Consider the following 23,405-nt stretch of genomic DNA (forward strand, 5'->3'; position numbering starts at 1 on the left):
GCCGCACGTCGCAGAAGATTCTCAGGAACGCTCCAGATCGACACCAGCCACATGGTGTGAACTCATGGTCAGGAGATCGAGGAGGCCATCATGAGCACCGAGAACCACGACCAGGAACCGCCCCGGGACGCCGCGCCGGCCCAGCCCGAGAGCGAGCGCCCGGCGCCCGCTCCGCAGGGCGAGGCGGCGCAGCAGGCGCAGGGCGAGGCGGCGCAGGCCCCGGCGACGGTGCGGCCGGAGCAGGGCGCGGTCCCGCAGCCTCCCGCGCCGTCGCAGGCGCCGCAGACCCCGGCCGGGCAGCAGCACCCGCAGGGGCACCCCACGCAGGAGCTGCACCCGCAGCAGCACCCGACACAGCCGTACCCGGCTCCGCCGCAGCCCCGCTACGGGCAGTACGCCCCGGGGTCCCAGCACGCGCCGCACCACGGGCAGCAGGGTGGGCAGCAGGGCGGGCAGCAGCACCCGCAGGGCCCGTACGCACAGGACCCGTACTCCCGGGGCCCGCAGCAGCAGGGCACCCACCAGCACGGCGCGCAGGGTCCCTACCAGCCGGGCGCGAGCTTCTCGAACCCCTACCAGGCGGCGGGCGAGCCGCCGGAGGGTCGGCGCGAGCGCAGGCCGCGGGCGTGGGTGCCCGTGGTGAGCGCGGCGGCGATCGCCGCGCTCCTGGCCAGCGGTGGCACCGCGGCGCTGGTCACGGGGCTGGACGGCGACGGTTCCGCGGTGTCGATCTCCTCGATCGGTGACCCTGGCCGCGTCGACTCCGCCCCGGTCAAGGAGTCCACGGCGGCCAACCCCGACTGGCAGGCGGTCACGCAGGCCGTCTCGCGCTCGGTGGTGGCGATCCAGGTCGCGAGCGGGCAGGGCGGCTCCGAGGGGTCGGGGCTGATCCTGGACGAGCAGGGTCACGTGCTGACCAACAACCACGTGGTGGCGGGGGCGCAGAACGGCACCGTGCAGATCACGCTCACCGACGGCCGCCTCTACGAGGCGCGGATCGTGGGCACGGACCCCACCACGGACCTGGCGGTGGTGCAGATCCAGGACGCGCCCGACAACCTGGCGCCGGTGGCGCTGGGCAACTCGGACGACGTACGGGTGGGCGACCCGGTGCTGGCCGTCGGCAACCCGCTGGGCCTGGCCAACACGGCGACGACGGGCATCGTCTCGGCGCTCGACCGGCCGGTCTCGGCCTCGGGCGAGGGCGGTAGCGAGCAGGTGGTGACGAACGCGATCCAGATCGACGCCGCCATCAACCCGGGCAACTCCGGTGGCCCGCTGTTCGACGCGTCGGGCCGGGTCATCGGCATCACGTCGTCGATCGCCACGATGTCGAGCGGGCTGGGGGGCCAGGCGGGCTCGATCGGCCTGGGGTTCGCCATCCCGGTGAACCTGGCCAAGAACATCAGCCAGCAGCTCATCGAGAACGGCAGCGCCCAGCACGCGTTCCTCGGCGTCATGATGCAGGACGGCACGGCGACGGCCGACGGCGTCACCCGCCGTGGTGCCCAGGTGCAGCAGGTGACCGACGGCTCGCCGGCCGCCGACGCCGGTATCCGGGGAGGGGACGTCGTCGTCGCGATCGACGACCAGCCGGTCAACGGTGCGCAGTCGCTCACGGCGTCGGTGCGCGAGCGCTCGGCGGGCGACAAGGTGACCCTCACGGTGGTCCGGGACGGCCGCGCCCAGCAGGTCGAGGTGACGCTCGCGGTGCGCGACGAGTCCACCGGCGCCGGGCAGGGCCAGCAGGGGCAGCAGGGCCAGGGCGGCCAGGGCGGTCAGGGCGGCGGTCAGCTGCCGGGGCAGGACGGCTCGCAGGACGGTTCGCAGGATGGTTCGCAGGGCGGGTCCGGTCAGGGGGGTTCGCAGGGAGGCTTCCCCTGGGACTGGCTGTTCGGCAACTGAGGTCGGGGCGCAGCCTGCGCTCGCACGAGGGGTCGGGCCCCGGCGTCGTCGGCGCCGGGGCCCGACCCGTGCGGTCGCTGGCCCGCGGTCGGCCGGCTGGTCAGGGTGCGGCGGGCCGGTGCGGGGGCTGCGCGGCCTGAGGGTGCGCGGCCTGGATCGTGGCCAGCGCGCTGCGGGAGAGGAACCCGACCAGCTCGTGGGTGGGTACGGCCTCGTCGGTGGCGGCGTCGACCAGCGCTTGCTCGGCGAGGGAGATCCAGGCGCGGATCGCGACGTCGAGCAGCGGGGTGCGCTCGATGCCGAGCTCGTCGAGGATCTCGGTGGTGTGCCCGGTGAGCACGTCGCGGGCGTGCTGCACGGTGGAGCGCACCTGGGGGTCGCCGGAGGAGGCGCCGCGCACGATGGAGTAGAAGGTGGCGTCGTGCTCCTGGACGAACGCGACGAACCGTTCGAGGACGTCGTCGAGCCGTTCGAGCGGCGGCAGCTCGGGGCGCGGCTCGGTGGCATGGAGCATGGCGTCGCGCGCGGTGCGCACGATCTCCTGGTGCAGGCCCTGGCGGCTGCCGAAGTAGTAGAAGACGAGCCCGGGAGAGACACCTGCCGCGGCGGCGAGGTCCTCGACGGAGATGGACTCCAGGGGGCGGTCGGCGAGCCACTCGACGCCTTGGGCGAGCAGCTGCTGGCGGCGCTCCTGCGGGCTCAGCCGGGTCCGTCGGCGTCCGCCGGTGGGGCCCTGCAGCGCGGGAGGCATGCTTCCGAGCATAGGGGCCGTGGACGTGGCGGCCCGCTGCCCCCGGCCGAGGTCGCGTGCGCCGCACTCCCCGCCAACAATTGACGGACCATCAGTAGGTGGTACGTTCGTTGACGCGGGCGACAGAGCCGTCGCCTCGTTCATCGCCCTGGAGGGGACATGAAGATCAGTGCTCTGACCACCACGCGCCGCGGCCGTGTGCTGCTGGCCACGGTGCCCACGCTCGCTGCCCTGGGCATGATCGGGGGCGGGGTCGCCCAGGGGGCCGTCCCGGTCTCGTTCGCCGTCTCGGGCCAGCAGTTCAAGATCGCCGCCACCAAGCTCGAGGGCACCGGGTTCTCCCAGTACGCAGGCATCGCCACCGCGCAGGACGGCACCGAGCATCCGGCCGCCATCGCGAACATCGCCGACGCCAGGCTCTACGACCTGTGCCAGTCCGTGGTCGTCCCGGGCGGCAAGGTCGGCCTCAAGATCACGGCCGGTGGCGGCGACCAGCCCGTCACCGCCACCGACCTGCAGATCGGGATGGACAACCTGCAGGGCACCGCCCGGTTCGACCAGATCCGCATCGGCGTCGACGCATCCACCGTCAACACCACCCCCAAGGGCAGTGCCGGCGACTTCGCCATGGACTCCGACAGCATCGTCATCGACGACCTCAAGCAGGTCTCCTGGAGCACGCAGGCCGCCGTGTTCCAGCTCAACGGCCTCAAGCTCGAGGTCACCCAGGGCGAAGAGTGCTTCTGACGGGCAGCCGGATGAGCACGCAGGACCAGGACCGCCGGCCCGCTCGCCCAGGCACGGCCGGCTCTCGCCGCGAGCGGTTCGCCCGGTGGCGGCGACGCCGCCCGTTCGTCGGTGCGCTCCTGATCGTGCTGGCCGGCGTCGAGCTCTTCCTGTCGGGGCGCATCCAGCTCGACAACCTGCAGGTGCAGCTCGGGTTCGCCGGCATGCAGTCGACCCTGCTGCCCGTGGTGCTGGTGCTGGTGGGCGTGCTCGCCGCCGCCCAGCCCGCGCACCACGTGTTCTACGGGGTCATCACGCTCGCGGTGTCCGTGTACTCGCTCATGGGCGTCAACCTCGGCGGGTTCGGGGTGGGCATGCTGCTCGGCGTCGTCGGCGGCATCGTCGTCGTCTCCTGGATGCCGTCCCGCGCCGTCGTGCCGGGGGACGAGCCGAGGGGCGAGCCGGGGGCAGGCCCGGACGGCGCCCGGGCCGGTGTGCCCGGCGGCGGGCCCGACGGCGTGCCTGCGGACGTGCCGGACGGGGCTCCGTCCGGCCGGGAGCGGTCGCCAGGCCCGGGCGTCGCCGGGGAGGGGCCCGCCCCGGGGCGCACCGCGCGCCGCTCGACCGCCGTCGCGCTCGGTGCCGCGATGATCGCCGGGGGTGCGGTGGGGCCGGTCCCGGCCGCGGTACCCGCTGCCGCTCCGGCAGGGCCGTGCCTCCTCGGGTTCATCCTCTGCGGCGGCGGCAGCGGTGCCCCTGCCCCGGTCCCGACCGTCAGCCCGTCCCCCGGGCAGGTGGTCGAGGGGACGCCTGGGGACGAGGTGGACGTGGACGGCGACGGCGTGCTCGACGGCGTGCTGGAGGACGTCACGGGTGACGGGATCCTGGACGTGGTGCTCGGGGAGGGTGGCGTCGGCGGCGTCCTCGACGGTGTGGGCCGGGCGCTCACGGCGGCAGGAGACGCCGGCGGCGGCCCGCTGGGCGACGCGGTCGGTGGCGTCGTCGGGGGCGCGGGCGACGCCGTGAGCGGTGCGGGGGACGCGCTCACGGGCGCTGGTCAGGCCGTCGGCGACGCCGGGGCAGAGGCTGTGGGTGGGGCTGTGGGCGGCACGGCCGGCGAGGTGGTCGGCGGCGGTGCAGGAGGTGTGCCGGGTGGCGCCGAGGGAGGCGGCGAGCGGGGCGGTGGCTCGCCGGGCGCGGCACCGGAGCCCGCGTCCGACGACGGCGTCACGGTCGAGGTTCCGCCGGGTCTGCCCGCCCCGCACGACGAGGAGCTGCCGGTGGTGCTGGGCGGCAACGAGGACGTCGACGTGTACTCGGTGCCCGGTGAGCTGAAGGCGCGCGACCTGCGGATCTCGGGCCTGCGCGCGGTCGCGCTGGTCTCCGTGCCGGTGGCCGGTGCGCCGGGGGAGCGGCGCAACGCGCTCAAGATCGTGGCCGACCACATCACCACGTCGGGTTTCGAGCTCAAGACGTACGCGTACGACAGGGGCGAGGTCGCGGGCACGTACACCACGGCGGAGTCGGTGGTGATGGAGGGGGACGCCACGATCTACGTCACCTCGCTCACGGCCCCGCTGCCGGACGGGTCGTCGCTGCGGCTCGACGCGGAGCATCCGCCGCAGTCGGTCACCGGGCTGCTGCTCGCGCTGACGGACCCGACGGTGGGGCTGCTCGGCGCGACGTCCGACCGTCAGACGTGGAACGGGTTCAGCGAGTCGGTCTGGTCGCGTACCGGCTGAGAGGGCTGCGCGGCCCCGGGGCTTCGTGCCGGCGGTCCACCGTCGGGCGCGGGGCCCCGTGGCGTCTCGGGACGGTTGCCGCAGGCAGTATGCTCACCTCGGATCGAATCGATTTGAGGCGCGGCGTCCACGACGTCGGCGAGAGGCGTGCACCCGTGAAGAACCTGACCGCCGGGCCACCGACCCGGCTCATCGTGGCGTTCACCCTGCCGCTGCTGATCGGCAACGTCTTCCAGCAGGTCTACATGTTCACCGACGCCGCCGTGGTGGGCCGGCTCGTCGGGCTCGAGGGGCTCGCCGCCGTCGGAGCCTCCGGCAGCGTCGTGTTCCTCCTGGTCGGGTTCTCCTGGGGTGCCTCGGCCGGCCTGGCCATCCCCGTGGCCCGGGCGTTCGGCGCCGGGGACATGGCCGGGGTGCGCCGCTACACGGCGGCGGGCGCCTACGCCTCGCTCGGGATGGCGGTGGTCATCACCGTGCTGGGCGTCGCCTTCGCCGGAGACATCCTGCGCCTGCTCGACACCCCGCCCGAGCTCATGGCCGACGCCACCCGCTTCCTCGAGGTCACGTTCCTCGGGTCGTTCACCACGGTGGCCTACAACTTCCTGGCCTCGACCATCCGCGCCCTGGGCGACAGCCGCACCCCGCTCGTCTTTCTCGTGATCTCCTGCCTGCTCAACGCCGTGCTCGTCGTCGTGCTCGTCGGTGGCACCGGCTGGGGCGTGCCGGGGGCCGCCGCCGCCACGGTGTTCGCGCAGCTCGCCGCCGTGGCCGGCTGCGTCGTCTACGTGCTGCTGCGCATGCCTGCCCTGCGCCTGTCCCGGGACGACTGGCGGGCCGGCCTGCGGGCGATGGGCGAGCCGCTGCACGCCGGCCTGCCGATGGGCTTCCAGATGTCCGTCATCGCCATCGGGGCGCTGGTGCTGCAGCTCGCCGTCAACGGGCTCGGTGCCGTCTCCGTGGCCGCGTTCACCGCCGCCATGCGGGTCGACCAGCTCGCCCTGGCCCCGCTCAACTCGTTCGGCGTCGCGATGGTCACCTACGTGGCCCAGAACCGCGGGGCGCAGGAGTGGCGGCGCATCCGCGTCGGCGCCTTCCGGGCCAGTCTCGTGGCCGGTGGGCTCGCCGTGCTGCTCGGCGGCGTCCTGGTCCTGTTCGGCGGGCCGGTGGCGGGGCTGTTCGTGGGCCCCGGGCAGGAGGAGGTGGTGGCGCTGGCCCACCAGTACTTCCTCGTCAACGGGGGGCTCTACGCGGTGCTCGCCGTGCTGTTCGTGCTCCGCAACACCGTGCAGGGCCTGGGCCTGTCCACCGTGCCGACCGTCGCCGGGCTGGTGGAGCTCGTGATGCGGTCGGTCGCAGCGCTGGTGCTCGTGGAGCACGTGGGCTTCCTCGGCGTGGCGATGGCCGCGCCGCTGGCGTGGTTCGGTGGCCTGGCCCCCGTCGCCGTGGCGTGGGCGCGGCAGCGGCGCCTCCTCCTGGAGCGCGAGCGCGACGACGCCGGCCGTGCCGCGAGCGTCGAGGGCGGGCCGGGGGTGGCGGCACCGGGGGTGGCGCCGCGCGTCTCCGAGGCGGCCGAGGCGCTGGACGACGCCGGCGAGGCGGCCGACGCCCCGCCGGTCGCGCCGCAGCCGGCCGGGCTGCTGGCCACCGAGCCCGCCACGGGATCGGCGCCGGTGGCCTGAGCGGGGCTCAGAGGCCGAGCGCGAACCGCATCGGGACCAGCTTGGCCTCGGACTCGGCCAGCTCGGCGGCCGGGTCGGACGCCGCGACGATGCCGCAGCCGGCGAAGAGCCGCACCCGGCGCGCGTCGGCGTCGTCCACGGCTGCCGAGCGCAGCGCGATGCCCCACTCGCCGTCGCCGTCCGCGCCGGTCCAGCCCACGGGCCCGGCGTAGCGGGCACGGTCCATGCCCTCGATCTCGCGGATCAGGTCGCGTGCCGCCGTCGTCGGCGTGCCGCACACCGCCGCCGAGGGGTGCAGGGCGGCGGCGAGCGACAGCGACGACGGCGCCCGGCCGGGCGCCGCGGCACGGTCGAGCACGCCCGTCACGTCGCTCGCGAGGTGCATCACGTTGGGCAGGTGCAGCACGAACGGCTGCTCGGGCACGTTCATGGACGTGCAGAACGGTTCCAGCGCGCGGGCCACGGAGACGACGGCGTGCTCGTGCTCCTCCAGGTCCTTCGACGAGCGGGCGAGCTGGGCGGCGCGCAGCAGCGCGTCGTCGTCGCTCATGCCGGGCTCGCGGCGGATGGTGCCGGCCAGCACGCGCGAGGCCACCAGCCCCTTCTCCGAGCGCACCAGCAGCTCCGGGGTGGCCCCCACCAGGCCGTCGACGGCGAAGGTCCACGTGGTCTCGTAGGCGCTCGCCAGGCGCCGCAGCAGCCAGCGCGGGTCCACGGGGTTCTCGGCGGTGGCGACGACGTCGCGCGCGAGCACCACCTTGTCGAGCCCGCCGGCCTGGATGCGGGCGACGGCCGCGGCCACGACGCCGGGCCAGTCGGCGGCGGGCACCGCGCCGTCCGCCGTGGTCACCGCACCGGGAGCGGTGACCGGTGCGCGCGGGGTGTCCAGCACCGCGGTGGACGGAGCGGCGTCCAGCGTGGTGGAGATCGTGGTCACCCAGGCGGTGCCACCACGGCGGCCGACGACGACGCGGGGCACCACCAGCACGCCCCCGGCACCCGAGGTGTCGTCGAAGGCGAACGAGCCGAACGCCACCGGGCCGGTGCCCGGCACCTGGACGTCGTCGCGCACGACGGCGCGCTCGAGCACCGACTGCCACGCCGCCTCGGCGTCGGCGAACCGGCCCGCCCCCTCGGTACGGATCCGCAGCGTCTCGCCCCAGCCCACGATGCCGTCGCCACGGCGCACCCACGTCAGCGGGCGCGCGTCGGGCAGCAGGTCGACCAGCGTGGTGAGGCCGCCGTCGGGCAGCTCGATCGGGGCGGTGCGGACCACGAGCGGCTGCGCGTCCGGCGTGCTGGGCACGCGGGGGCCGGGCTCGGGTGACGGGAAGGCGGACATCGCCGTCCAGAGTACGCCGGGGCGACGGTCTGGCCGCAGCCGGGGCGCCTGCCGGGGCACGCCCGGCGCGCCCCGGCGCACGCACGCGCTACCCGCGCCGCACCGTCGTCGGCGGGAGGGGATCCGCACGGTCGGTGCCGCTTCGGTGAAGCATCGCGGCGATCGTGCCCTGGGAGGCGCCGGCACGGCAGGATCCACGGCAGGATCCAGGCCATGACCTTCGAGCGCTCCACCCGCCTGGCGTACGCCCTCGTGCTGGCCGGGGCCGTGCTGGCCGTGTCGCTGTGGTGGAACGCGGGGTCCGGCGACGTCGTGCCCCGGCCGGCGGCCACCGTCCTCGCGGCGGTGACGACAGCGGGTCTCGTGGCGGCGGCGGTGCTGGTGCTCGCGGGGCTCGTGGCGCTGGGCGCGGCCGTCGGAGCGGGCTGGCGGGAGGTCGGGGCACGGGCCCTGCTGCTGCCGCTGGGGCTGGTGGTCGCCGTGGCCGGTGCGCCTGCGCTGGTGCTGGTACCGCTGGGAGGCCTGGTGGTGGCCGTGGTGGTGCTGGCGCTGACGGCTGCGGCGGCCCGCCGTGCGCGGGCTGCGCGGGAGGACGGCGCGGGCCAGGGTGAGCACGGCGGCGAGCCCGATGCCGGTGCGGGCCGGCTCGCCGTCGTCCTCCTGGCCGGCCTGGCCACCGCCGTCACGGTGGCCCAGGCACTGCACGCCGTGGTGTGGGACCCTCGGGCCCGGGTGCCGGGGAGCTCGTCGGCGCAGGTGCGGGAGGCGCTCGGCACGGCGTACGAGGCCGGCTCCTGGGCGGTGCTGGCCTGGGCGGCGCTGAGCCTGGGAGCGGTGCTGGCGTACCTGCTCCTGGGTGTTGTGCCCGCCGTGCGGCGGCGCGTGCTGGGCGGCGCCCCCGTGCGGCCCCGCGCGCTGGTGGTCGCGGGGCTGGCGCTGGTGGCGCTGGTGGGGTGGACCGGCTGGTGGGCCGCGTTCCCGCTCGCCGGGGTGGTGGCCGAGGCCGTCGGTGCGGCAGCCGGTCCTGCGTCGCCGGCGGGTCCGGCGGCGATGGTGGTCGCTGCGGCGTGCGGTGCGGCGGCCTTCCTCGTGGTGGGGCTCGCGCCGGGCGCCGCACCACGTGTGGTGCGGGGCCGCTGAGCGCGGCCCGCCGCACCACGGCACCCTGCCCGGCCGTGGCACGATGACGCCATGCCCCGCGCCAGCCTGGAGAAGAAGCCTGCCGAGGTCGCGTCGATGTTCGACGGGATCGCCGAGCGCTACGACCTCGTCAACGACCTCGTCTCCCTGGGGCAGGACCGCCGGTGGCGCCGCCTGGTGCGCGAGGCCGTGGCGGCGATGCCCGGGGAGAAGGTTCTCGACCTGGCGGCCGGCACGGGCACGTCGTCGGAGCCGTTCGCCGAGGACGGCGCGATCGTGGTGCCCTCCGACATCTCGCTCGGGATGCTGCGGGTGGGCAAGGAGCGCCGCCCCGACCTGCCGTTCGTCGCAGGCGACGCGACGGCGCTGCCCTTCGCCGACGGCGCGTTCGACGCCGTGACGATCAGCTTCGGCCTGCGCAACGTGGTGGACACCGAGGGTGCGCTGCGGGAGATGCTGCGGGTGGTGCGCCCGGGCGGGCGCATCGTGGTGTGCGAGTTCTCCACGCCCACGTGGGGACCGTTCCGCACCCTGTACATGGAGTACCTGATGCGTGCCCTGCCCGTCGTGGCGGGTGCCGTCACCGGTGACAAGGGCTCCTACGAGTACCTGGCGGAGTCGATCCGTTCGTGGCCCGACCAGCCGGGGCTGGCCCACCTGATGCTCGACGCCGGGTGGGAGCACGTGGCCTACCGGAACGTGACCGGGGGCATCGTGGCGCTGCACCGCGCGAGCCGGCCCGCCTGATCCTCGCGGGCGATCCTCTCGCCTGAGGCTCCCGCCAGAGGTTCACACGGTCCTGACAGGCGGGCGGCAGGGAACCCTCAGCCACGGGGCCTAGCGTCGTCGTGTCCGCGAGGTTCGTCCCCGCCGCCGCGGACCCCACCCCGGTGCGGGGCGCCCTCGGGCAGCCCCGCACCGGGGTTCGTCGTCCGCGGGGGCGTCGTGGCCGCGCAGGGGGAGGTCGTGGCGTCCCCGAGGGCGGCGAGCCCGCCGACGCCGCGAGCCCGCCCGAGGGCGTGAGCCCGCCCGACGGCGTGACGCCGCGGCGGGACGGGGCTCGGGACCTTCGGCCCGCGATCTGGGGTCTTCTCGCGGCCCGGATCCGCACGTCCCGGCCTCCTTGGTGAGCGAGGATCGTGCCTGGCCGCAGCCATCACGGGGCGGCTGCCCGAGGGCCTGCCGGAGCCGTGCGCCACGACGAAGGCGAGCCTTGCTACACAAGCAGCCGCTCATGTGGATATGGTGACGGCGGTGTTGTGATCGGGTTCACAAGTCAGTCTGACGAGGCCCGCCGCCTGCGACGGAGCAGGCCCCGGGCTCTGGTGAGAGCGAGGTGATCACGTGCGAGCAGGCGCATCCGACGACGCGGACGTCATCGTGGTGGGTGCCGGCCCTGCCGGGTCCTCCGCCGCGCACTGGTGCGCGTCCGCGGGGCTCGACGTGCTGCTCCTCGAGAAGGCCGGGTTCCCTCGCGACAAGGTCTGCGGCGACGGGCTGACGCCGCGCGCCGTGGCCGAGCTGGCCCGCATGGGCGTGCCCACCGACGCCGCGGACGGCTGGATCCGCAACCAGGGGCTGCGCGTGGTGGCCGGCGGCCGCACGTGGGAGCTGCCCTGGCCGGACGTCACGGCCTACCCCGGTTACGGCATGGCCCGCTCGCGCATGACGCTCGACCACCGCCTCGCCCAGCACGCGCAGCGCAGCGGCGCCAAGCTGCTCGAGCGCACCAAGGTGACCGGCCCGCTGCTCGACGACCGCACCGGCCGCGTCGTGGGCGTCACCGCCCAGCCCCTGGACGGCCGGGGCCGCCCCGACGGCGCCCCCACCACCTACCGGGCACCCGTCGTCGTCGCGGCCGACGGTGTCAGCTCGCGCTTCGCCACGAGCCTCGGCATCGAGCGCCGTGACGACCGCCCGATGGGCACCGCGGTGCGCACGTACTTCCGCACCGACGGCAAGGCCGCCGACGGCACCCCGTCCGCCACCGGGCCCACCAGCCGGCACGAGGACGCCTGGATGGAGTCCCACCTCGAGCTGTGGTCCGGCGCGCCCGGCCAGAGCGACCTGCTCCCCGGTTACGGCTGGATCTTCGCCCTCGGTGACGGCACCGTGAACGTGGGCCTCGGCTCGGTGAGCTCGACGCCGGCGCGCCAGTCCGCCGTCGGGCACGACTACAAGGCGCTGATGCGCACCTGGATCGAGAACACGCCCGCCGAGTGGGGCTTCACGCCCGACAACCAGGTGGGCCCGATCCGCGGGGCCGCGCTGCCCATGGGGTTCAACCGCACGCCCATGTACCGCGACGGCGCGCTGCTGGTCGGGGACGCCGCCGGCATGGTCAGCCCGTTCAACGGCGAGGGCATCGCCTACGCGCTGCAGGCCGGGCGGGTCGCCGCCGACGCCATCACCCAGGCCCGCACGCGCACCACCGACGACGCCCGCGAGCGCGCGCTCGGCACCTACGCCGACCGCATGCGCGCCGAGCTCGGCGGCTACTACACGCTGGGCCGGGCGTTCGTCCGGCTCATCGAGCACCCCACGATCATGCGGGTCGGCACCCGGTACGCCCTGCCCGTCCCCGTGGTCATGAGGCTCGTGGTCAAGCTGCTCTCGGACTGCTACGAGCCGCGCGGGGGCGACTGGGTGGACCGGGTGATCGCAGCGATGACGCGGGTGGTCCCCGCGGCCTGACGGCCGGCGGACGAGCGTGGTGCGAGCACGAAGGAGTGATCGAACGATGACGCAGGCAGAGCGAGGGAGGGAGGGGCGATGACCAACCCGTACGTCCCGGTGCTGGTGCTCATGGCCGTGGCGGCCGTGCTCGCCCTGGGCGGTGTCGCGGCCTCGGCCGTGATCGGCCCCAAGCGCTACAACCGCGCCAAGCTCGAGGCCTACGAGTGCGGCATCCAGCCGACGCCGCAGGCCACCGGGGGCGGGCGGCTGCCGGTCAAGTACTACCTGGTGGCCATGACGTTCATCGTCTTCGACATCGAGGTCGTCTTCCTCTACCCGTGGGCCGTCAGCTTCGCCTGGCTGGCCGGGTTCGGGCTGGTGGCGATGCTCGTCTTCCTCGCGCTGATCACCGTGCCGTTCGTGTACGAGTGGCGCCGCGGCGGCTTCGACTGGGTCTGAGAGAAGGAAGAGCAATGGGGCTGGAAGAGGCGCCGTCGGGGTTCCTGCTGACGACGGTCGAGGACATCGCGGGCTACCTGCGCAAGGCGTCGCTGTGGCCGGTGACGTTCGGGTTGGCGTGCTGCGCCATCGAGATGATGGCCGCCGGCACCTCCCGGTTCGACCTGTCCCGGTTCGGCATGGAGGTGTTCCGCGCCTCCCCGCGCCAGGCCGACCTGATGATCGTGGCCGGGCGGGTGAGCCAGAAGATGGCCCCGGTGGTGCGCCAGGTCTACGACCAGATGAGCGAGCCCAAGTGGGTGCTGTCGATGGGCGTGTGCGCCTCGTCGGGCGGCATGTTCAACAACTACGCGATCGTCCAGGGCGTCGACCACGTGGTGCCGGTGGACATCTACCTGCCCGGCTGCCCGCCCCGGCCCGAGATGCTCATCAACGCGATCCTGGCCCTGCACCACCAGATCCAGGAGTCGCCGCTGGGCGTCAACCGCGTCGAGGCGGCCAAGGCAGCCGAGGCCGCGGCCCTGGAGGCCACGCCCACCTTCGAGATGAAGGGCCTGCTGCGATGAGCGGCCCGACGCCCGCCCCGGGGCCGGGGGAGCCGACGACGCCGGTGCCGCAGCCCGAGGAGGCCATGGGCCCCCGCTCGGGGGAGCTGGTCTCCGGCACCGCCAGCCCCGCCGGTGCGGGCTCGTTGCCGCAGCCGGAGATCATCGCCGTGCGCGAGGGCATGTTCGGCGTCAAGCAGGGCGGCGACACCACCGGCTACGGCGGCCTCGTGCAGCCCGTCGCCATGCCGGGCGCCGCCGAACGGCCCTACGGCGGCTGGTTCGACGAGGCGGTCGACGTGCTCGCCGAGGTGCTCGGCGCCCAGGGGGTCGCGTTCGACGACGCGGTGGAGCGCGTCGTCGTCGACCCGCCCCGCAGCTCGCGGGCCGGGGCGCACGCCGAGCTCACCCTGTGGGTCGCGCGCGAGCACCTGGTGCGCGTCTGCCAGGCGCTGCGCGACGACCAGGACCTGCGCTTCGAGCTGTCCCTCGGCGTCAGCGGCGTCCACTACCCGCACGACGCGGGGCGCGAGCTGCACGCCGTCTACCACCTCACCTCGGTGACCCACGGCCGGCAGCTGCGCCTGGAGGTCGCCTGCCCCGACGTCGACCCGCACGTCCCGTCCACCACGGCGGTGTACCCGGCCAACGACTGGCACGAGCGGGAGACGTTCGACTTCTTCGGCATCGTGTTCGACGGGCACCCCGGCCTGGCGCGCATCGAGATGCCGGACGACTGGCCCGGGCACCCGCAGCGCAAGGACTACCCGCTGGGCGGCATCCCCGTGGAGTACAAGGGCGCCACGGTGCCTCCGCCCGACACGAGGAGGCAGTACTCGTGAGCACGCCCACGACCGGCTACCGGGCCACCCGCCCGCCCGTCGGCGACTTCGACCCCGGCACCCCGTCCTACGAGGCGTCGGGCGGCGACTGGGACGAGATCGCCCGCGAGGTGGTGGGCGAGGAGCGCATCGTCGTCAACATGGGGCCCCAGCACCCCTCCACCCACGGCGTGCTGCGGCTCATGCTCGAGATCGACGGCGAGACGGTCACCGAGGCCCGCTGCGGCGTCGGGTACCTGCACACCGGCATCGAGAAGAACATGGAGTTCCGCACCTGGACGCAGGGCACCACGTTCTGCACCCGCATGGACTACCTGGCGCCGTTCTTCCAGGAGGCCGCGTTCTGCCTCGGCACCGAGAAGCTGCTCGGCATCACCGACGACGTCCCCGAGCGGGCCAGCGTCATCCGGGTGCTGATGATGGAGCTCAACCGCATCTCCTCCCACCTGGTGTGCCTCGGCACGGGCGGCAACGAGATGGGCGCCACCACGGTGATGACGATCGGGTTCACCGCCCGCGAGGAGATCCTGCGCCTCTTCGAGGCCGCCACCGGGCTGCGCATGAACCACGCGTACATCCGCCCGGGCGGCGTCGCGCAGGACGTGCCCGACGGCTTCACCGACCAGGTGCGCCGCGCCATGAAGGAGGTGCGCAAGTACCTCGGCCAGCTCGGTGACCTCATGCTCGCCAACCCCATCTTCAAGGCCCGGCTCACCGACGTCGGCACCCTCGACCTCGCCGGCTGCATGGCGCTCGGCATCACCGGCCCCGTGCTGCGCTCCACCGGGCTGCCCTACGACGTGCGCAAGGCGTTCCCCTACTGCGGGTACGAGACGTACGACTTCGACGTGCCCACCGGTACCAACGCCGACTGCTACGACCGGGTCGTCATCCGTGTCGAGGAGTGCTACCAGTCCCTCAAGATCGTGGAGCAGGCGCTCGAGCGCCTCGACGCCACGACCGGCGACCCCGTCATGGTGGCCGACCGCAAGATCGCCTGGCCCGCCCAGCTCGCCGTCGGCGGCGACGGGCAGGGCAACTCCCTCGACCACATCCGCACCATCATGGGCACCTCCATGGAGGCCCTGATCCACCACTTCAAGCTGGTGACCGAGGGCTTCCGGGTCCCCGTGGGCCAGGCCTGGCAGACGGTCGAGCACCCCCGCGGCGAGCTCGGCGTGCACGTGGTGTCAGACGGCGGCACCAAGCCCTACCGGGCGCACTTCCGCGACCCGTCCTTCAACAACCTCCAGGCCGTGTCGGTCATGTGCGAGGGCGGCCAGGTGGCCGACGTCGTCGTGGCCGTGGCGTCCCTGGACCCCGTCCTGGGAGGAGTCGACCGATGACCTCACCCCACGCAGCCGCTCGCTGCGCCCACGCCTGCGCGAGGACCCCGAGATGACCGCCGAGCCCGTGACCACCGGGACGGGCGTGCCGCCGCGCCCCGGCTACGACGCCCGCCTCGACCCGGACCTGCTCGCACGGCTGCGCGCCGACGCCGCCGCGATCACGGCCCGCTACCCCGACCCGCGCTCGGGCCTGCTGCCCATGCTGCACCTGGTGCAGTCCGTGGACGGGTACGTCAGCCGGGACGGCGTCCTGTTCTGCGCCGAGCAGCTGGGCCTCACCCCGGCCGAGGTCAGCGCCGTCGCCACCTTCTACACCCAGTACAAGCGCCACCCCAACGGCACCTACACCGTCGGCGTGTGCACCAACACCCTGTGCGCCGTCATGGGCGGCGACGCCATCTTCGACGAGCTCAGCGAGCACCTCGGCGTCGGGCACGACGAGACCACCGAGGACGGCGCCATCACCCTGGAGCGGGTCGAGTGCAACGCCGCCTGCGACTACGCGCCCGTCGTGATGGTCAACTGGGAGTTCTTCGACAACCAGACCCCGGAGACGGCCACGGCGCTCGCGGACGACCTGCGCGCCGGCCGGCCGGTGGCGCCCACGCGCGGCGCGGCGAGCGTGTGCACGTTCAAGCAGATGAGCCGGGTGCTGGCCGGGTTCCCCGACGGGCGCGCCGACGAGGGCGGCGTCGCGGGCGAGCCCACGCTGGCCGGCCTGCGGGTGGCCCGCGAGCGCGGCTGGACGGCCCCGCAGCCCGAGACGGCGCACGAGGCGCCGGCCGCGGGTGGCACGACGACGGGCGAGCCCGAGGCGGGCGAGCCCGGGTCGAGCGCCGAGCGCGAGCCGGCGACGCCGTCGGACACCACCGAGTCGCCCCACCCCGGCGACCCCGGACGAGGCAAGGGGGAGGCACGGTGACCGACACCCTGACCCCGGTGCTGACCGACACCTGGGACGCCGAGCGCTCGTGGGCGCTGAGCACCTACCTGGACAAGGGCGGCTACGCCGGGCTGCGCAACGCGCTGGCGATGGAGCCGGGCGCCGTGGTCCAGGCCGTCAAGGACGCGGGCCTGCGCGGCCGTGGCGGCGCCGGGTTCCCCACGGGCATGAAGTGGGGGTTCCTGCCGCCCGACGACGGCGGGCCCCGCTACCTGGTGGTCAACGCGGACGAGTCCGAGCCGGGCACCTGCAAGGACATCCCGCTGATGATGGCCAGCCCCCAGCACCTGGTGGAGGGCATCGCCATCACCAGCTACGCCATCGGCTGCCACCACGCGTTCGTGTACGTGCGCGGCGAGGTGCTGCACGTGTACCGGCGGGTGATGAACGCGGTGCAGGAGGCGTACGACGCCGGGTACCTGGGCAAGGACGTGCTCGGCAGCGGGTTCGACCTGGACGTCACGGTGCACGCCGGAGCCGGTGCCTACATCTGCGGCGAGGAGACGGCGCTGCTCGACTCGCTCGAGGGGATGCGCGGCCAGCCGCGCCTCAAGCCCCCGTTCCCGGCGGTGGCCGGCCTGTACGCCCGGCCCACGGTGGTCAACAACGTCGAGTCGATCGCGTCGGTGCCGGGCATCCTGAAGAACGGGCCCGAGTGGTTCGCCTCGATGGGCACCGAGCGTTCCCAGGGGCACGGCCTGTTCTCCCTGAGCGGCCACGTGACCCGGCCGGGCCAGTACGAGGCGCCGCTGGGCATCACGCTGCGCGAGCTGCTGGACCTGGCGGGCGGCGTGCGGGCGGGCCACGAGCTGAAGTTCTGGACGCCGGGCGGCTCCTCGACCCCGATGTTCACGGCCGAGCACCTGGACGTGCCGCTCGACTACGAGTCGGTGGGCGCGGCGAAGTCGATGCTGGGCACCCGTGCGCTGCAGATCTTCGACGAGACGGTCTGCGTGGTGCGGGCGGTGAGCCGGTGGACCGACTTCTACGCCCACGAGTCCTGCGGCAAGTGCACCCCGTGCCGGGAGGGCACCTACTGGATGAAGCAGGTGCTGCGCCGCATCGAGGCGGGCGAGGGGCAGGACGGCGACCTCGAGCTGCTGCTCGACCTGTGCGAGAACATCCTGGGCCGCGCCTTCTGCGCGCTCGGCGACGGCGCCACCTCGCCCGTGACCAGCTCGATCCAGCTCTTCCGTGACGAGTACCAGGCCCACATCGACGGCCACGGCTGCCCGTTCGACCCGTCGGCCTCCGCGCTGTTCGCCTACACCCCGAAGACGAGCCCCACGGCCGGCGTGCTGGCCGGCGCCGGGGCAGGAGGTCACCGATGACCGCGACCACGGACAGGTCGGCCGGCGGCGCGGCCGCACCCGTCGAGACCGTCACCTTCACGCTCGACGAGCTCGAGGTCACCGTGCCCAAGGGCACCCTGGTGATCCGGGCGGCGGAGCAGGTGGGCATCCAGATCCCGCGGTTCTGCGACCACCCGCTGCTGGAGCCGGCGGGCGCCTGCCGCCAGTGCCTGGTGGAGGTGGCCACCCCGGACCGGGAGGGCAACCTGCGCCCGATGCCCAAGCCGCAGGCCTCCTGCACCCTGGAGGCCACGCCGGGCATGGTGGTCAAGACGCAGCGCACCTCCCCCGTGGCCGACAAGGCGCAGCACGGGGTCATGGAGCTGCTGCTCATGAACCACCCGCTGGACTGCCCGGTGTGCGACAAGGGCGGGGAGTGCCCGCTGCAGAACCAGGCCATGACCAACGGGCGGGCCACCTCCCGGTTCGTGGACGTCAAGCGCACGTTCCCCAAGCCGATCGCCGTGTCCACCGAGATCCTGCTGGACCGGGAGCGGTGCGTGCTGTGCCAGCGGTGCACCCGGTTCAGCGAGGAGATCGCGGGGGACGCGTTCATCGCGCTGCAGGAGCGTGGTGCCCGCCAGCAGATCGGGCGGTTCGACGAGGGCGTGCTGGACTTCGCCCCGCCGCCGTGCGCCGGCCACGCCGAGGGCGCTGACGGGCACGCGGACCCGGTCGCGGCCACCGACGCCGTCCGCAGCGGCGACGTGCCCGCCGAGCTGCCCGCCGGCTCGGCGACCAGCTCGACCACCGGTACCCCGTTCGCCTCGTACTTCTCCGGCAACACGGTGCAGATCTGCCCGGTCGGTGCGCTGACGGGGGCGGCCTACCGCTTCCGGGCCCGCCCGTTCGACCTCGTCTCCACCCCGGGCGTCAGCGAGCACGACTCCTCGGGCTCGGCGATCCGCGTGGACCACCGCCGCGGCGTGGTGCTGCGCCGCCTGGCGGGGGAGGACCCGCTGGTCAACGAGGAGTGGATCACCGACAAGGACCGGTTCGCGTTCACGTGGCAGTCGGCCCCGGACAGGATCACCACCCCGCTGGTGCGCGACCGCGGCGCGGACGGAACGCGCGGCGAGCTGCGACCGGCGTCGTGGGTCGAGGCGCTCGAGCTCGCGGCCGAGGGGCTGGTCGCGGCCCGTGCCGCAGGTGGTGTCGGCGTGCTGCCAGGCGGGCGCCTCACGGTCGAGGACGCCTTCGCGTGGTCGCGGTTCGCCCGGGCCGTGCTCGGCACGGACGACGTCGACATGCGGGCCCGCGTGCACTCCGAGCAGGAGGTGGCGTTCCTGGCCCGCGCGGTGGCAGGCACCGGCGTCGGCGTGACGTTCTCCGACCTGGAGAAGGCGCCCGCGGTGCTGCTGGCCGGCCTCGAGGCCGAGGAGGAGGGCGGCGTCGTCTTCCTGCGGCTGCGCAAGGCGGTGCGCAAGAACCGGGTGCGCGTGCTGGGCCTGGCGCCCTTCGCGACCCGGGGGCTGCGGCGCCTGGACGGCACGCTCCTGCCCGCCGCCCCCGGCACCGAGACCGACTGGCTCGGTGCGGTGGCCGCGAGCGCGACCGGTGGCCGACTGCCCGCCGGGGTGGACGCGGCCGCGGTGGCCGCCGCCGCCGAGGCGCTCGCCCAGCCGGGAGCCGTGCTCCTCGTGGGCGAGCGGCTGGCCGGCACCCCGGGTGCGTACGGCGCTGCCCTGCGCCTGGCGGAGGCCACCGGTGCCCGGCTCGCCTGGGTGCCGCGCCGCGCCGGCGAGCGCGGCGGCGTCGAGGCCGGGCTGCTGCCCGGTGTGCTGCCCGGCGGGCGCCCCCTCACCGACCCCGTCGCCCGCGCCGAGGTGGCGGCGGCCTGGGGCGTCGACGTCACCACCCTGCCCGCCGAGCCCGGCCGGGACGCGACCGGCATCCTCCGGGCGCTGGAGGCCGGAGAGCTCGGCGGCGCCCTCGTGGGCGGCCTCGAGCTGGCCGACCTGCCCGACCCGGCGCTGGCCCGCCGGGCGCTCGCGGCCGCCGGGTTCGTCGTCTCCCTGGAGGTGCGGGCGTCGGAGGCGACGGCCCTGGCCGACGTCGTGCTGCCCGTGGCCCCGCCCGTGGAGCGCTCGGGCTCGTACTGGAGCTGGGAGGGGCGGGTGCGGGCGTTCCCGCAGGCGTTGGAGTCGTCGTCGATGCCCGACCACCGGGTGCTGCACGCCCTGGCGGCCCAGCTGGGCGCCGACCTGGGGGCGGCCGAGCCGCTCGCGGCGCACCTCGCGGTGGCGGCGCTGCCCGCCTGGGGCGGGGAGCGCGTCGCGCCCCCGCCGGCGGCCGCGACGTCGTCGGCCCGGGTGGAGCCCGGGACCGCCGTCCTCGCCTCGTGGCACCTGCTGCTCGACGACGGCGCCCTGCAGGACGGCGAGCAGTTCCTCGCCGGCACCGCCAAGCGACCGGTGGCCCGCCTGAGCCCGGCCACCGCGGCGGCGGTGGGGGCGGCCGACGGCGACACGGTGACCGTCTCGACCGACCGGGGCGCGATCACCGTGCCGCTCCAGGTGACGGCCATGGTGGACCACGTGGTGTGGCTGCCGCTGGCCAGCCGCGGCTGCCGCGTGCACGACACGCTCGGCGCCTCGCCGGGCGACGTCGTCCGCCTCGCCGTCGCAGGACCTGTGGCGTCAGGAGCAGCGGGGGCGCCCGCGGGCGCCCGTCCTGGCACGGGGACGGAGGAGGCCCGATGATCCCCGGGGTCGCCGCCGACTTCAGCCAGGACACGTTCGTGACCTACCTGGTCAAGGCCGTGCTCATCATCGTGTTCCTCCTGACCAGCGTGCTCGTCGCCATCTGGTTCGAGCGCCGCGTCGTGGCCCGCATGCAGGTGCGGCCCGGGCCCAACGTGCACGGCCCGTTCGGCCTGCTGCAGTCGCTCGCCGACGCGATGAAGCTGCTGCTCAAGGAGGACGTCAACGTCACGGCGGCCGACAGGATCGTCTACCTGCTGGCCCCGATGGTCTCGGTGTTCTGCTCGCTGCTGGTGTTCGCCGTCGTGCCCTTCGGGCCCGAGGTGACCATCCCGTTCACCGACTTCACCACGCCCGCCCAGCTCACCGACTTCCCCGTGGCGGTGCTCTACGTGCTGGCCTGCGCCTCCCTGGGTGTGTACGGCATCGTGCTCGGCGGCTGGTCGTCCGGGTCCACGTACCCGCTGCTCGGGTCGGTGCGCTCCACCGCCCAGGTCATCAGCTACGAGCTGGCGATGGGCCTGTCCCTGGTGAGCGTGTTCATCCTCGCCGGGTCGATGTCCACCTCGACCATCGTCGAGGGGCAGCAGAGCATCTGGTTCTTCCTGCCGCTCCTGCCCGCCTTCGTCGTCTACGTCATCTCGATGATCGGCGAGACCAACCGCCTCCCGTTCGACCTGCCGGAGGCCGAGGGCGAGCTCGTCTCCGGGTACATGACCGAGTACTCGTCGATGAAGTTCGCCTGGTTCTTCCTCGCCGAGTACATCAACATGCTCAACGTCTCGGCCATCGCCACCACCCTGTTCCTGGGCGGCTGGCGGGCCCCGTGGCCCCTGAGTGCCGTCGGCGACGGCGTGCTCAACACCGGCTGGTGGCCGATCCTCTGGTTCCTGGCCAAGGTCTGGCTGCTGATGTTCGTCTTCGTGTGGGTGCGCGGCACGCTGCTGCGCCTGCGCTACGACCAGTTCATGGTGTTCGGCTGGAAGGTGCTCATCCCCGTCGCCCTCGCCTGGGTGGTGGTCCTCGCGGTGGTGCAGTGGTTCCGCCTCGACGCCGGCGTCTCGCGCACCGTGCTGGTCGCCGTCATCCTCGGCGTGGGCCTCGCCGCCGTGGCGCTGGTGAGCCTCTGGCCCGACCGCAGGCGCAGCCCGGAGCACGACGACGCCGGGCCCGGCAGCGAGGCCGGCACCGCGCCCAGCAGCGCTCCGGGCACCGTCGACGCGTTCGCCGGCGGCTACCCCGTGCCCCCGCTGCCCGGGCAGAGCCTGCCGCCCTCGCCCCGCGCCGGCCGCCGGCCCGTGGAGCACGTCCCCGCCGGCGGCGCCGGCCCCGATACCCCGCACGACGACGTCGAGGAGGGTGCCCGATGACGGACTCACCGGAGTACAAGCCCCTGCGGCCCACCAAGGGCCCGATCGGCCGCGCCCTGGCACCCGTGGCCGGGTTCGGAGTGACGCTCGGGTCGATGTTCCGCCCCACCGTCACCGAGCAGTACCCGTTCGAGAAGGTGCCGCCCCAGCAGCGCTACCACGGCCGCCACCAGCTCAACCGGTACCCCGACGGGCTCGAGAAGTGCATCGGGTGCGAGCTGTGCGCCTGGGCCTGCCCCGCCGACGCCATCTACGTCGAGGGCGGGGACAACGCGGACCTGCCCGACGGCGCCCACATGAGCCCCGGCGAGCGGTACGGGCGCGTCTACCAGATCAACTACCTGCGCTGCATCTTCTGCGGCCTGTGCATCGAGGCGTGCCCCACGCGCGCCCTGACCATGACCGAGGACTACGAGCTGGCCGGCCCGACCCGCGCCGGGATGATCTACGAGAAGCCCGACCTGCTCGCCCCCCTCTCCGACGGCATGCTCGCCGCACCTCACCCGATGGCCGAGGGCACCACGGACACCGAGTACTACCGCGGCGAGGTCACGGCGCCCACGGCCGAGCAGGTGGCGTGGGTGCGCGAGCACCGCCCGGACGACCCGACCCTCGACGCCGCCGCGAAGGTCGTCGACGGGCAGGCGCCCCCGCCCACCCCGCGCCGGCACCAGCTGCGGCCCCCGGCCACCCGGTCCGGCGCCGCCCGCTCGGCCGCCGGGACGGGCCAGTGACGACGTCGGGCGGCGAGGCCGCCCTGTTCGCCGTGCTCGCCCCGCTGATGGTGATCGCCGCGCTCGGCCTGCTCTTCGCCCGCCGGGCCGTGCACGCCGCCATCTGCGTGGTGTTCGTGATGGTCTCGCTCGCCATCCTCTACGTGGCCAACGAGGCGCCGTTCCTCGGCATCGTGCAGGTGGTCGTCTACACCGGCGCCGTCATGATGCTGTTCCTCTTCGTGCTCATGCTCGTGGGCGTCGACGCCGCCGACTCGCTCACCGAGACGATCAGGGGGCAGCGCTGGATCGGCGTCCTGCTCGGCGCCGGGCTGCTGGCCGTGCTCCTGGGCGTCATCACCCGGGCGACGTTCCCGCCCGCCGTCGGGCTCGAGGCCGCCAACGCCGCCACCAACCCCGAGGGCCTCGCCGCCGTCCTGTTCGGCGACTACGTGCTCGCCATGGAGGTCGTCGGCGTGCTGCTGGTCACCGCGGCGCTCGCGGGGCTGGTGCTCACTCACCGGCGCCGGCTGGGCCCGCGCCGCACCCAGCGGCTGCAGGCGCGCGAGCGGGTGGCGCAGATGGCGGTGGACCCGGCCCGGCGCCGGCCGCTGACGCCGCTGCCCGCCCCGGGCGTGTACGCGCAGAACAACGCGATGGACACCCCTGCGCTGGGGCCGGACGGGCAGCCGCTGGAGCACTCGGTGCCGCGCGTGCTGCGCATCCGCGGTCAGCGCCGCTCGCCCGTGGCGGTGCTCGGGGCGCAGGAGACGCTGGTGCAGCGCATCGCCCCCGAGGACGTGCCCGCAGAAGGCGCGCGGGAAGTCCCGGGCGCCGGGGCTGACAGCACCGAGGGGGAGACCCGCTGATGCCGATCACCAACTACCTCGTGCTCGCGGGGATCCTCTTCGCGATCGGCGCCACCACCGTGATGCTGCGCCGCAACGCCATCGTCGTGTTCATGGGTGTCGAGCTCATGCTCAACGCCACCAACCTCGCGTTCGTCACGTTCGCGCGCATCCACGGCGACCTCACCGGGCAGGTGCTGGCCTTCTTCGTCATGGTCGTCGCGGCCGCCGAGGTCGTGGTGGGCCTGGCGATCATCGTGACCATCTTCCGCACCCGTCGGTCCGCCTCGGTCGACGACGTGAACCTCCTGAAGGGCTGAA

General features: G+C 74.4%; 20 protein-coding genes. 18 read left to right on the forward strand and 2 right to left on the reverse strand.

All coding sequences use genetic code 11. From position 1 onward, the window contains the following. The first annotated feature begins 90 nt into the window (after positions 1-90). On the forward strand, positions 91-1,905 hold the full coding sequence (locus tag DNL40_RS16920; RefSeq protein ID WP_111251983.1) for a S1C family serine protease: 1,815 nt from the start codon (positions 91-93) through the stop codon (positions 1,903-1,905). Positions 1,906-2,005: 100 nt separating this feature from the next. Here the strand turns inward: DNL40_RS16920 and DNL40_RS14560 are convergent, their stop codons facing one another. After that, positions 2,006-2,656, reverse strand: a complete 651-nt coding sequence (locus DNL40_RS14560; protein ID WP_111252039.1) for a TetR/AcrR family transcriptional regulator — start codon at positions 2,654-2,656, stop codon at positions 2,006-2,008. 159 nt (positions 2,657-2,815) lie between these two features. Here DNL40_RS14560 and DNL40_RS14565 point away from each other — a divergent pair, with 159 nt between their 5' ends. The 3 genes from DNL40_RS14565 to DNL40_RS14575 all read left to right on the forward strand — a co-directional run bounded on the left by DNL40_RS14565 (position 2,816) and on the right by DNL40_RS14575 (position 6,803). Then, positions 2,816-3,403, forward strand: a complete 588-nt coding sequence (locus DNL40_RS14565; protein WP_111251984.1) for a DUF6230 family protein — start codon at positions 2,816-2,818, stop codon at positions 3,401-3,403. Between the two features lie 11 nt (positions 3,404-3,414). Continuing rightward, a complete protein-coding gene (locus DNL40_RS14570) occupies positions 3,415-5,124 on the forward strand; it encodes a DUF6114 domain-containing protein (RefSeq protein ID WP_111251985.1) in 1,710 nt (569 codons plus the stop codon). 155 nt (positions 5,125-5,279) lie between these two features. Next, positions 5,280-6,803 carry an MATE family efflux transporter gene (locus DNL40_RS14575; RefSeq protein ID WP_218926077.1) on the forward strand — a complete coding sequence of 508 codons (1,524 nt, stop codon included), beginning with the start codon at positions 5,280-5,282 and terminating at the stop codon, positions 6,801-6,803. A 7-nt stretch (positions 6,804-6,810) separates the two neighbouring features. On the opposite strand, the gene DNL40_RS14580 is transcribed toward DNL40_RS14575, so the two are convergent. Beyond that, the gene (locus DNL40_RS14580) at positions 6,811-8,145 is read right to left on the reverse strand and encodes an isochorismate synthase (protein ID WP_111251986.1); all 1,335 of its coding nucleotides are present in this window, start codon (positions 8,143-8,145) and stop codon (positions 6,811-6,813) included. A 213-nt stretch (positions 8,146-8,358) separates the two neighbouring features. Here DNL40_RS14580 and DNL40_RS14585 point away from each other — a divergent pair, with 213 nt between their 5' ends. From DNL40_RS14585 to nuoK, 14 genes are all read left to right on the forward strand, one after another. Further along, the gene (locus tag DNL40_RS14585; protein ID WP_111251987.1) at positions 8,359-9,285 is read left to right on the forward strand and encodes a hypothetical protein; all 927 of its coding nucleotides are present in this window, start codon (positions 8,359-8,361) and stop codon (positions 9,283-9,285) included. A gap of 51 nt (positions 9,286-9,336) precedes the next feature. Continuing rightward, on the forward strand, positions 9,337-10,032 hold the full coding sequence (locus DNL40_RS14590; RefSeq protein WP_111251988.1) for a demethylmenaquinone methyltransferase: 696 nt from the start codon (positions 9,337-9,339) through the stop codon (positions 10,030-10,032). 597 nt (positions 10,033-10,629) lie between these two features. Continuing rightward, on the forward strand, positions 10,630-11,979 hold the full coding sequence (locus tag DNL40_RS14595) for a geranylgeranyl reductase family protein (protein ID WP_111251989.1): 1,350 nt from the start codon (positions 10,630-10,632) through the stop codon (positions 11,977-11,979). Positions 11,980-12,057: 78 nt separating this feature from the next. Then, entirely contained in the window at positions 12,058-12,420 is a 363-nt protein-coding gene (locus DNL40_RS14600) for an NADH-quinone oxidoreductase subunit A (protein ID WP_111251990.1), read from the forward strand. A 14-nt stretch (positions 12,421-12,434) separates the two neighbouring features. Then, positions 12,435-12,986: a NuoB/complex I 20 kDa subunit family protein gene (locus DNL40_RS14605; protein ID WP_111251991.1), complete on the forward strand. Its 552-nt coding sequence runs from the start codon at positions 12,435-12,437 to the stop codon at positions 12,984-12,986. Next, complete coding sequence (locus DNL40_RS14610; protein WP_111251992.1) at positions 12,983-13,807, forward strand: NADH-quinone oxidoreductase subunit C; 825 nt, start codon at positions 12,983-12,985, stop codon at positions 13,805-13,807. The genes DNL40_RS14605 and DNL40_RS14610 overlap by 4 nt, the downstream gene beginning before the upstream one ends. Further along, complete coding sequence (locus tag DNL40_RS14615; RefSeq protein WP_111251993.1) at positions 13,804-15,153, forward strand: NADH-quinone oxidoreductase subunit D; 1,350 nt, start codon at positions 13,804-13,806, stop codon at positions 15,151-15,153. Before DNL40_RS14610 ends, DNL40_RS14615 begins: the two co-directional genes overlap by 4 nt. A 52-nt stretch (positions 15,154-15,205) precedes the next feature. Then, positions 15,206-16,078 carry an NADH-quinone oxidoreductase subunit NuoE gene (gene nuoE / locus DNL40_RS14620; protein ID WP_111251994.1) on the forward strand — a complete coding sequence of 291 codons (873 nt, stop codon included), beginning with the start codon at positions 15,206-15,208 and terminating at the stop codon, positions 16,076-16,078. Then, complete coding sequence (gene nuoF / locus DNL40_RS14625) at positions 16,075-17,430, forward strand: NADH-quinone oxidoreductase subunit NuoF (RefSeq protein WP_111251995.1); 1,356 nt, start codon at positions 16,075-16,077, stop codon at positions 17,428-17,430. Before nuoE ends, nuoF begins: the two co-directional genes overlap by 4 nt. Further along, positions 17,427-20,153: an NADH-quinone oxidoreductase subunit G gene (locus tag DNL40_RS14630; RefSeq protein WP_111251996.1), complete on the forward strand. Its 2,727-nt coding sequence runs from the start codon at positions 17,427-17,429 to the stop codon at positions 20,151-20,153. Before nuoF ends, DNL40_RS14630 begins: the two co-directional genes overlap by 4 nt. After that, positions 20,150-21,523, forward strand: a complete 1,374-nt coding sequence (gene nuoH, locus DNL40_RS14635; RefSeq protein WP_111251997.1) for an NADH-quinone oxidoreductase subunit NuoH — start codon at positions 20,150-20,152, stop codon at positions 21,521-21,523. Before DNL40_RS14630 ends, nuoH begins: the two co-directional genes overlap by 4 nt. Next, positions 21,520-22,257 carry an NADH-quinone oxidoreductase subunit NuoI gene (gene nuoI / locus DNL40_RS14640; protein ID WP_111251998.1) on the forward strand — a complete coding sequence of 246 codons (738 nt, stop codon included), beginning with the start codon at positions 21,520-21,522 and terminating at the stop codon, positions 22,255-22,257. Before nuoH ends, nuoI begins: the two co-directional genes overlap by 4 nt. Then, on the forward strand, positions 22,254-23,105 hold the full coding sequence (locus DNL40_RS14645; protein WP_111251999.1) for an NADH-quinone oxidoreductase subunit J: 852 nt from the start codon (positions 22,254-22,256) through the stop codon (positions 23,103-23,105). The genes nuoI and DNL40_RS14645 overlap by 4 nt, the downstream gene beginning before the upstream one ends. Further along, complete coding sequence (nuoK, locus tag DNL40_RS14650; RefSeq protein WP_111252000.1) at positions 23,105-23,404, forward strand: NADH-quinone oxidoreductase subunit NuoK; 300 nt, start codon at positions 23,105-23,107, stop codon at positions 23,402-23,404. Before DNL40_RS14645 ends, nuoK begins: the two co-directional genes overlap by 1 nt. The last annotated feature ends 1 nt before the right edge of the window (position 23,405 follow it).

The sequence above is a fragment of the Xylanimonas oleitrophica genome, assembly GCF_003244315.1.
GTDB classification, from domain to species: Bacteria; Actinomycetota; Actinomycetes; order Actinomycetales; family Cellulomonadaceae; genus Xylanimonas_A; species Xylanimonas_A oleitrophica.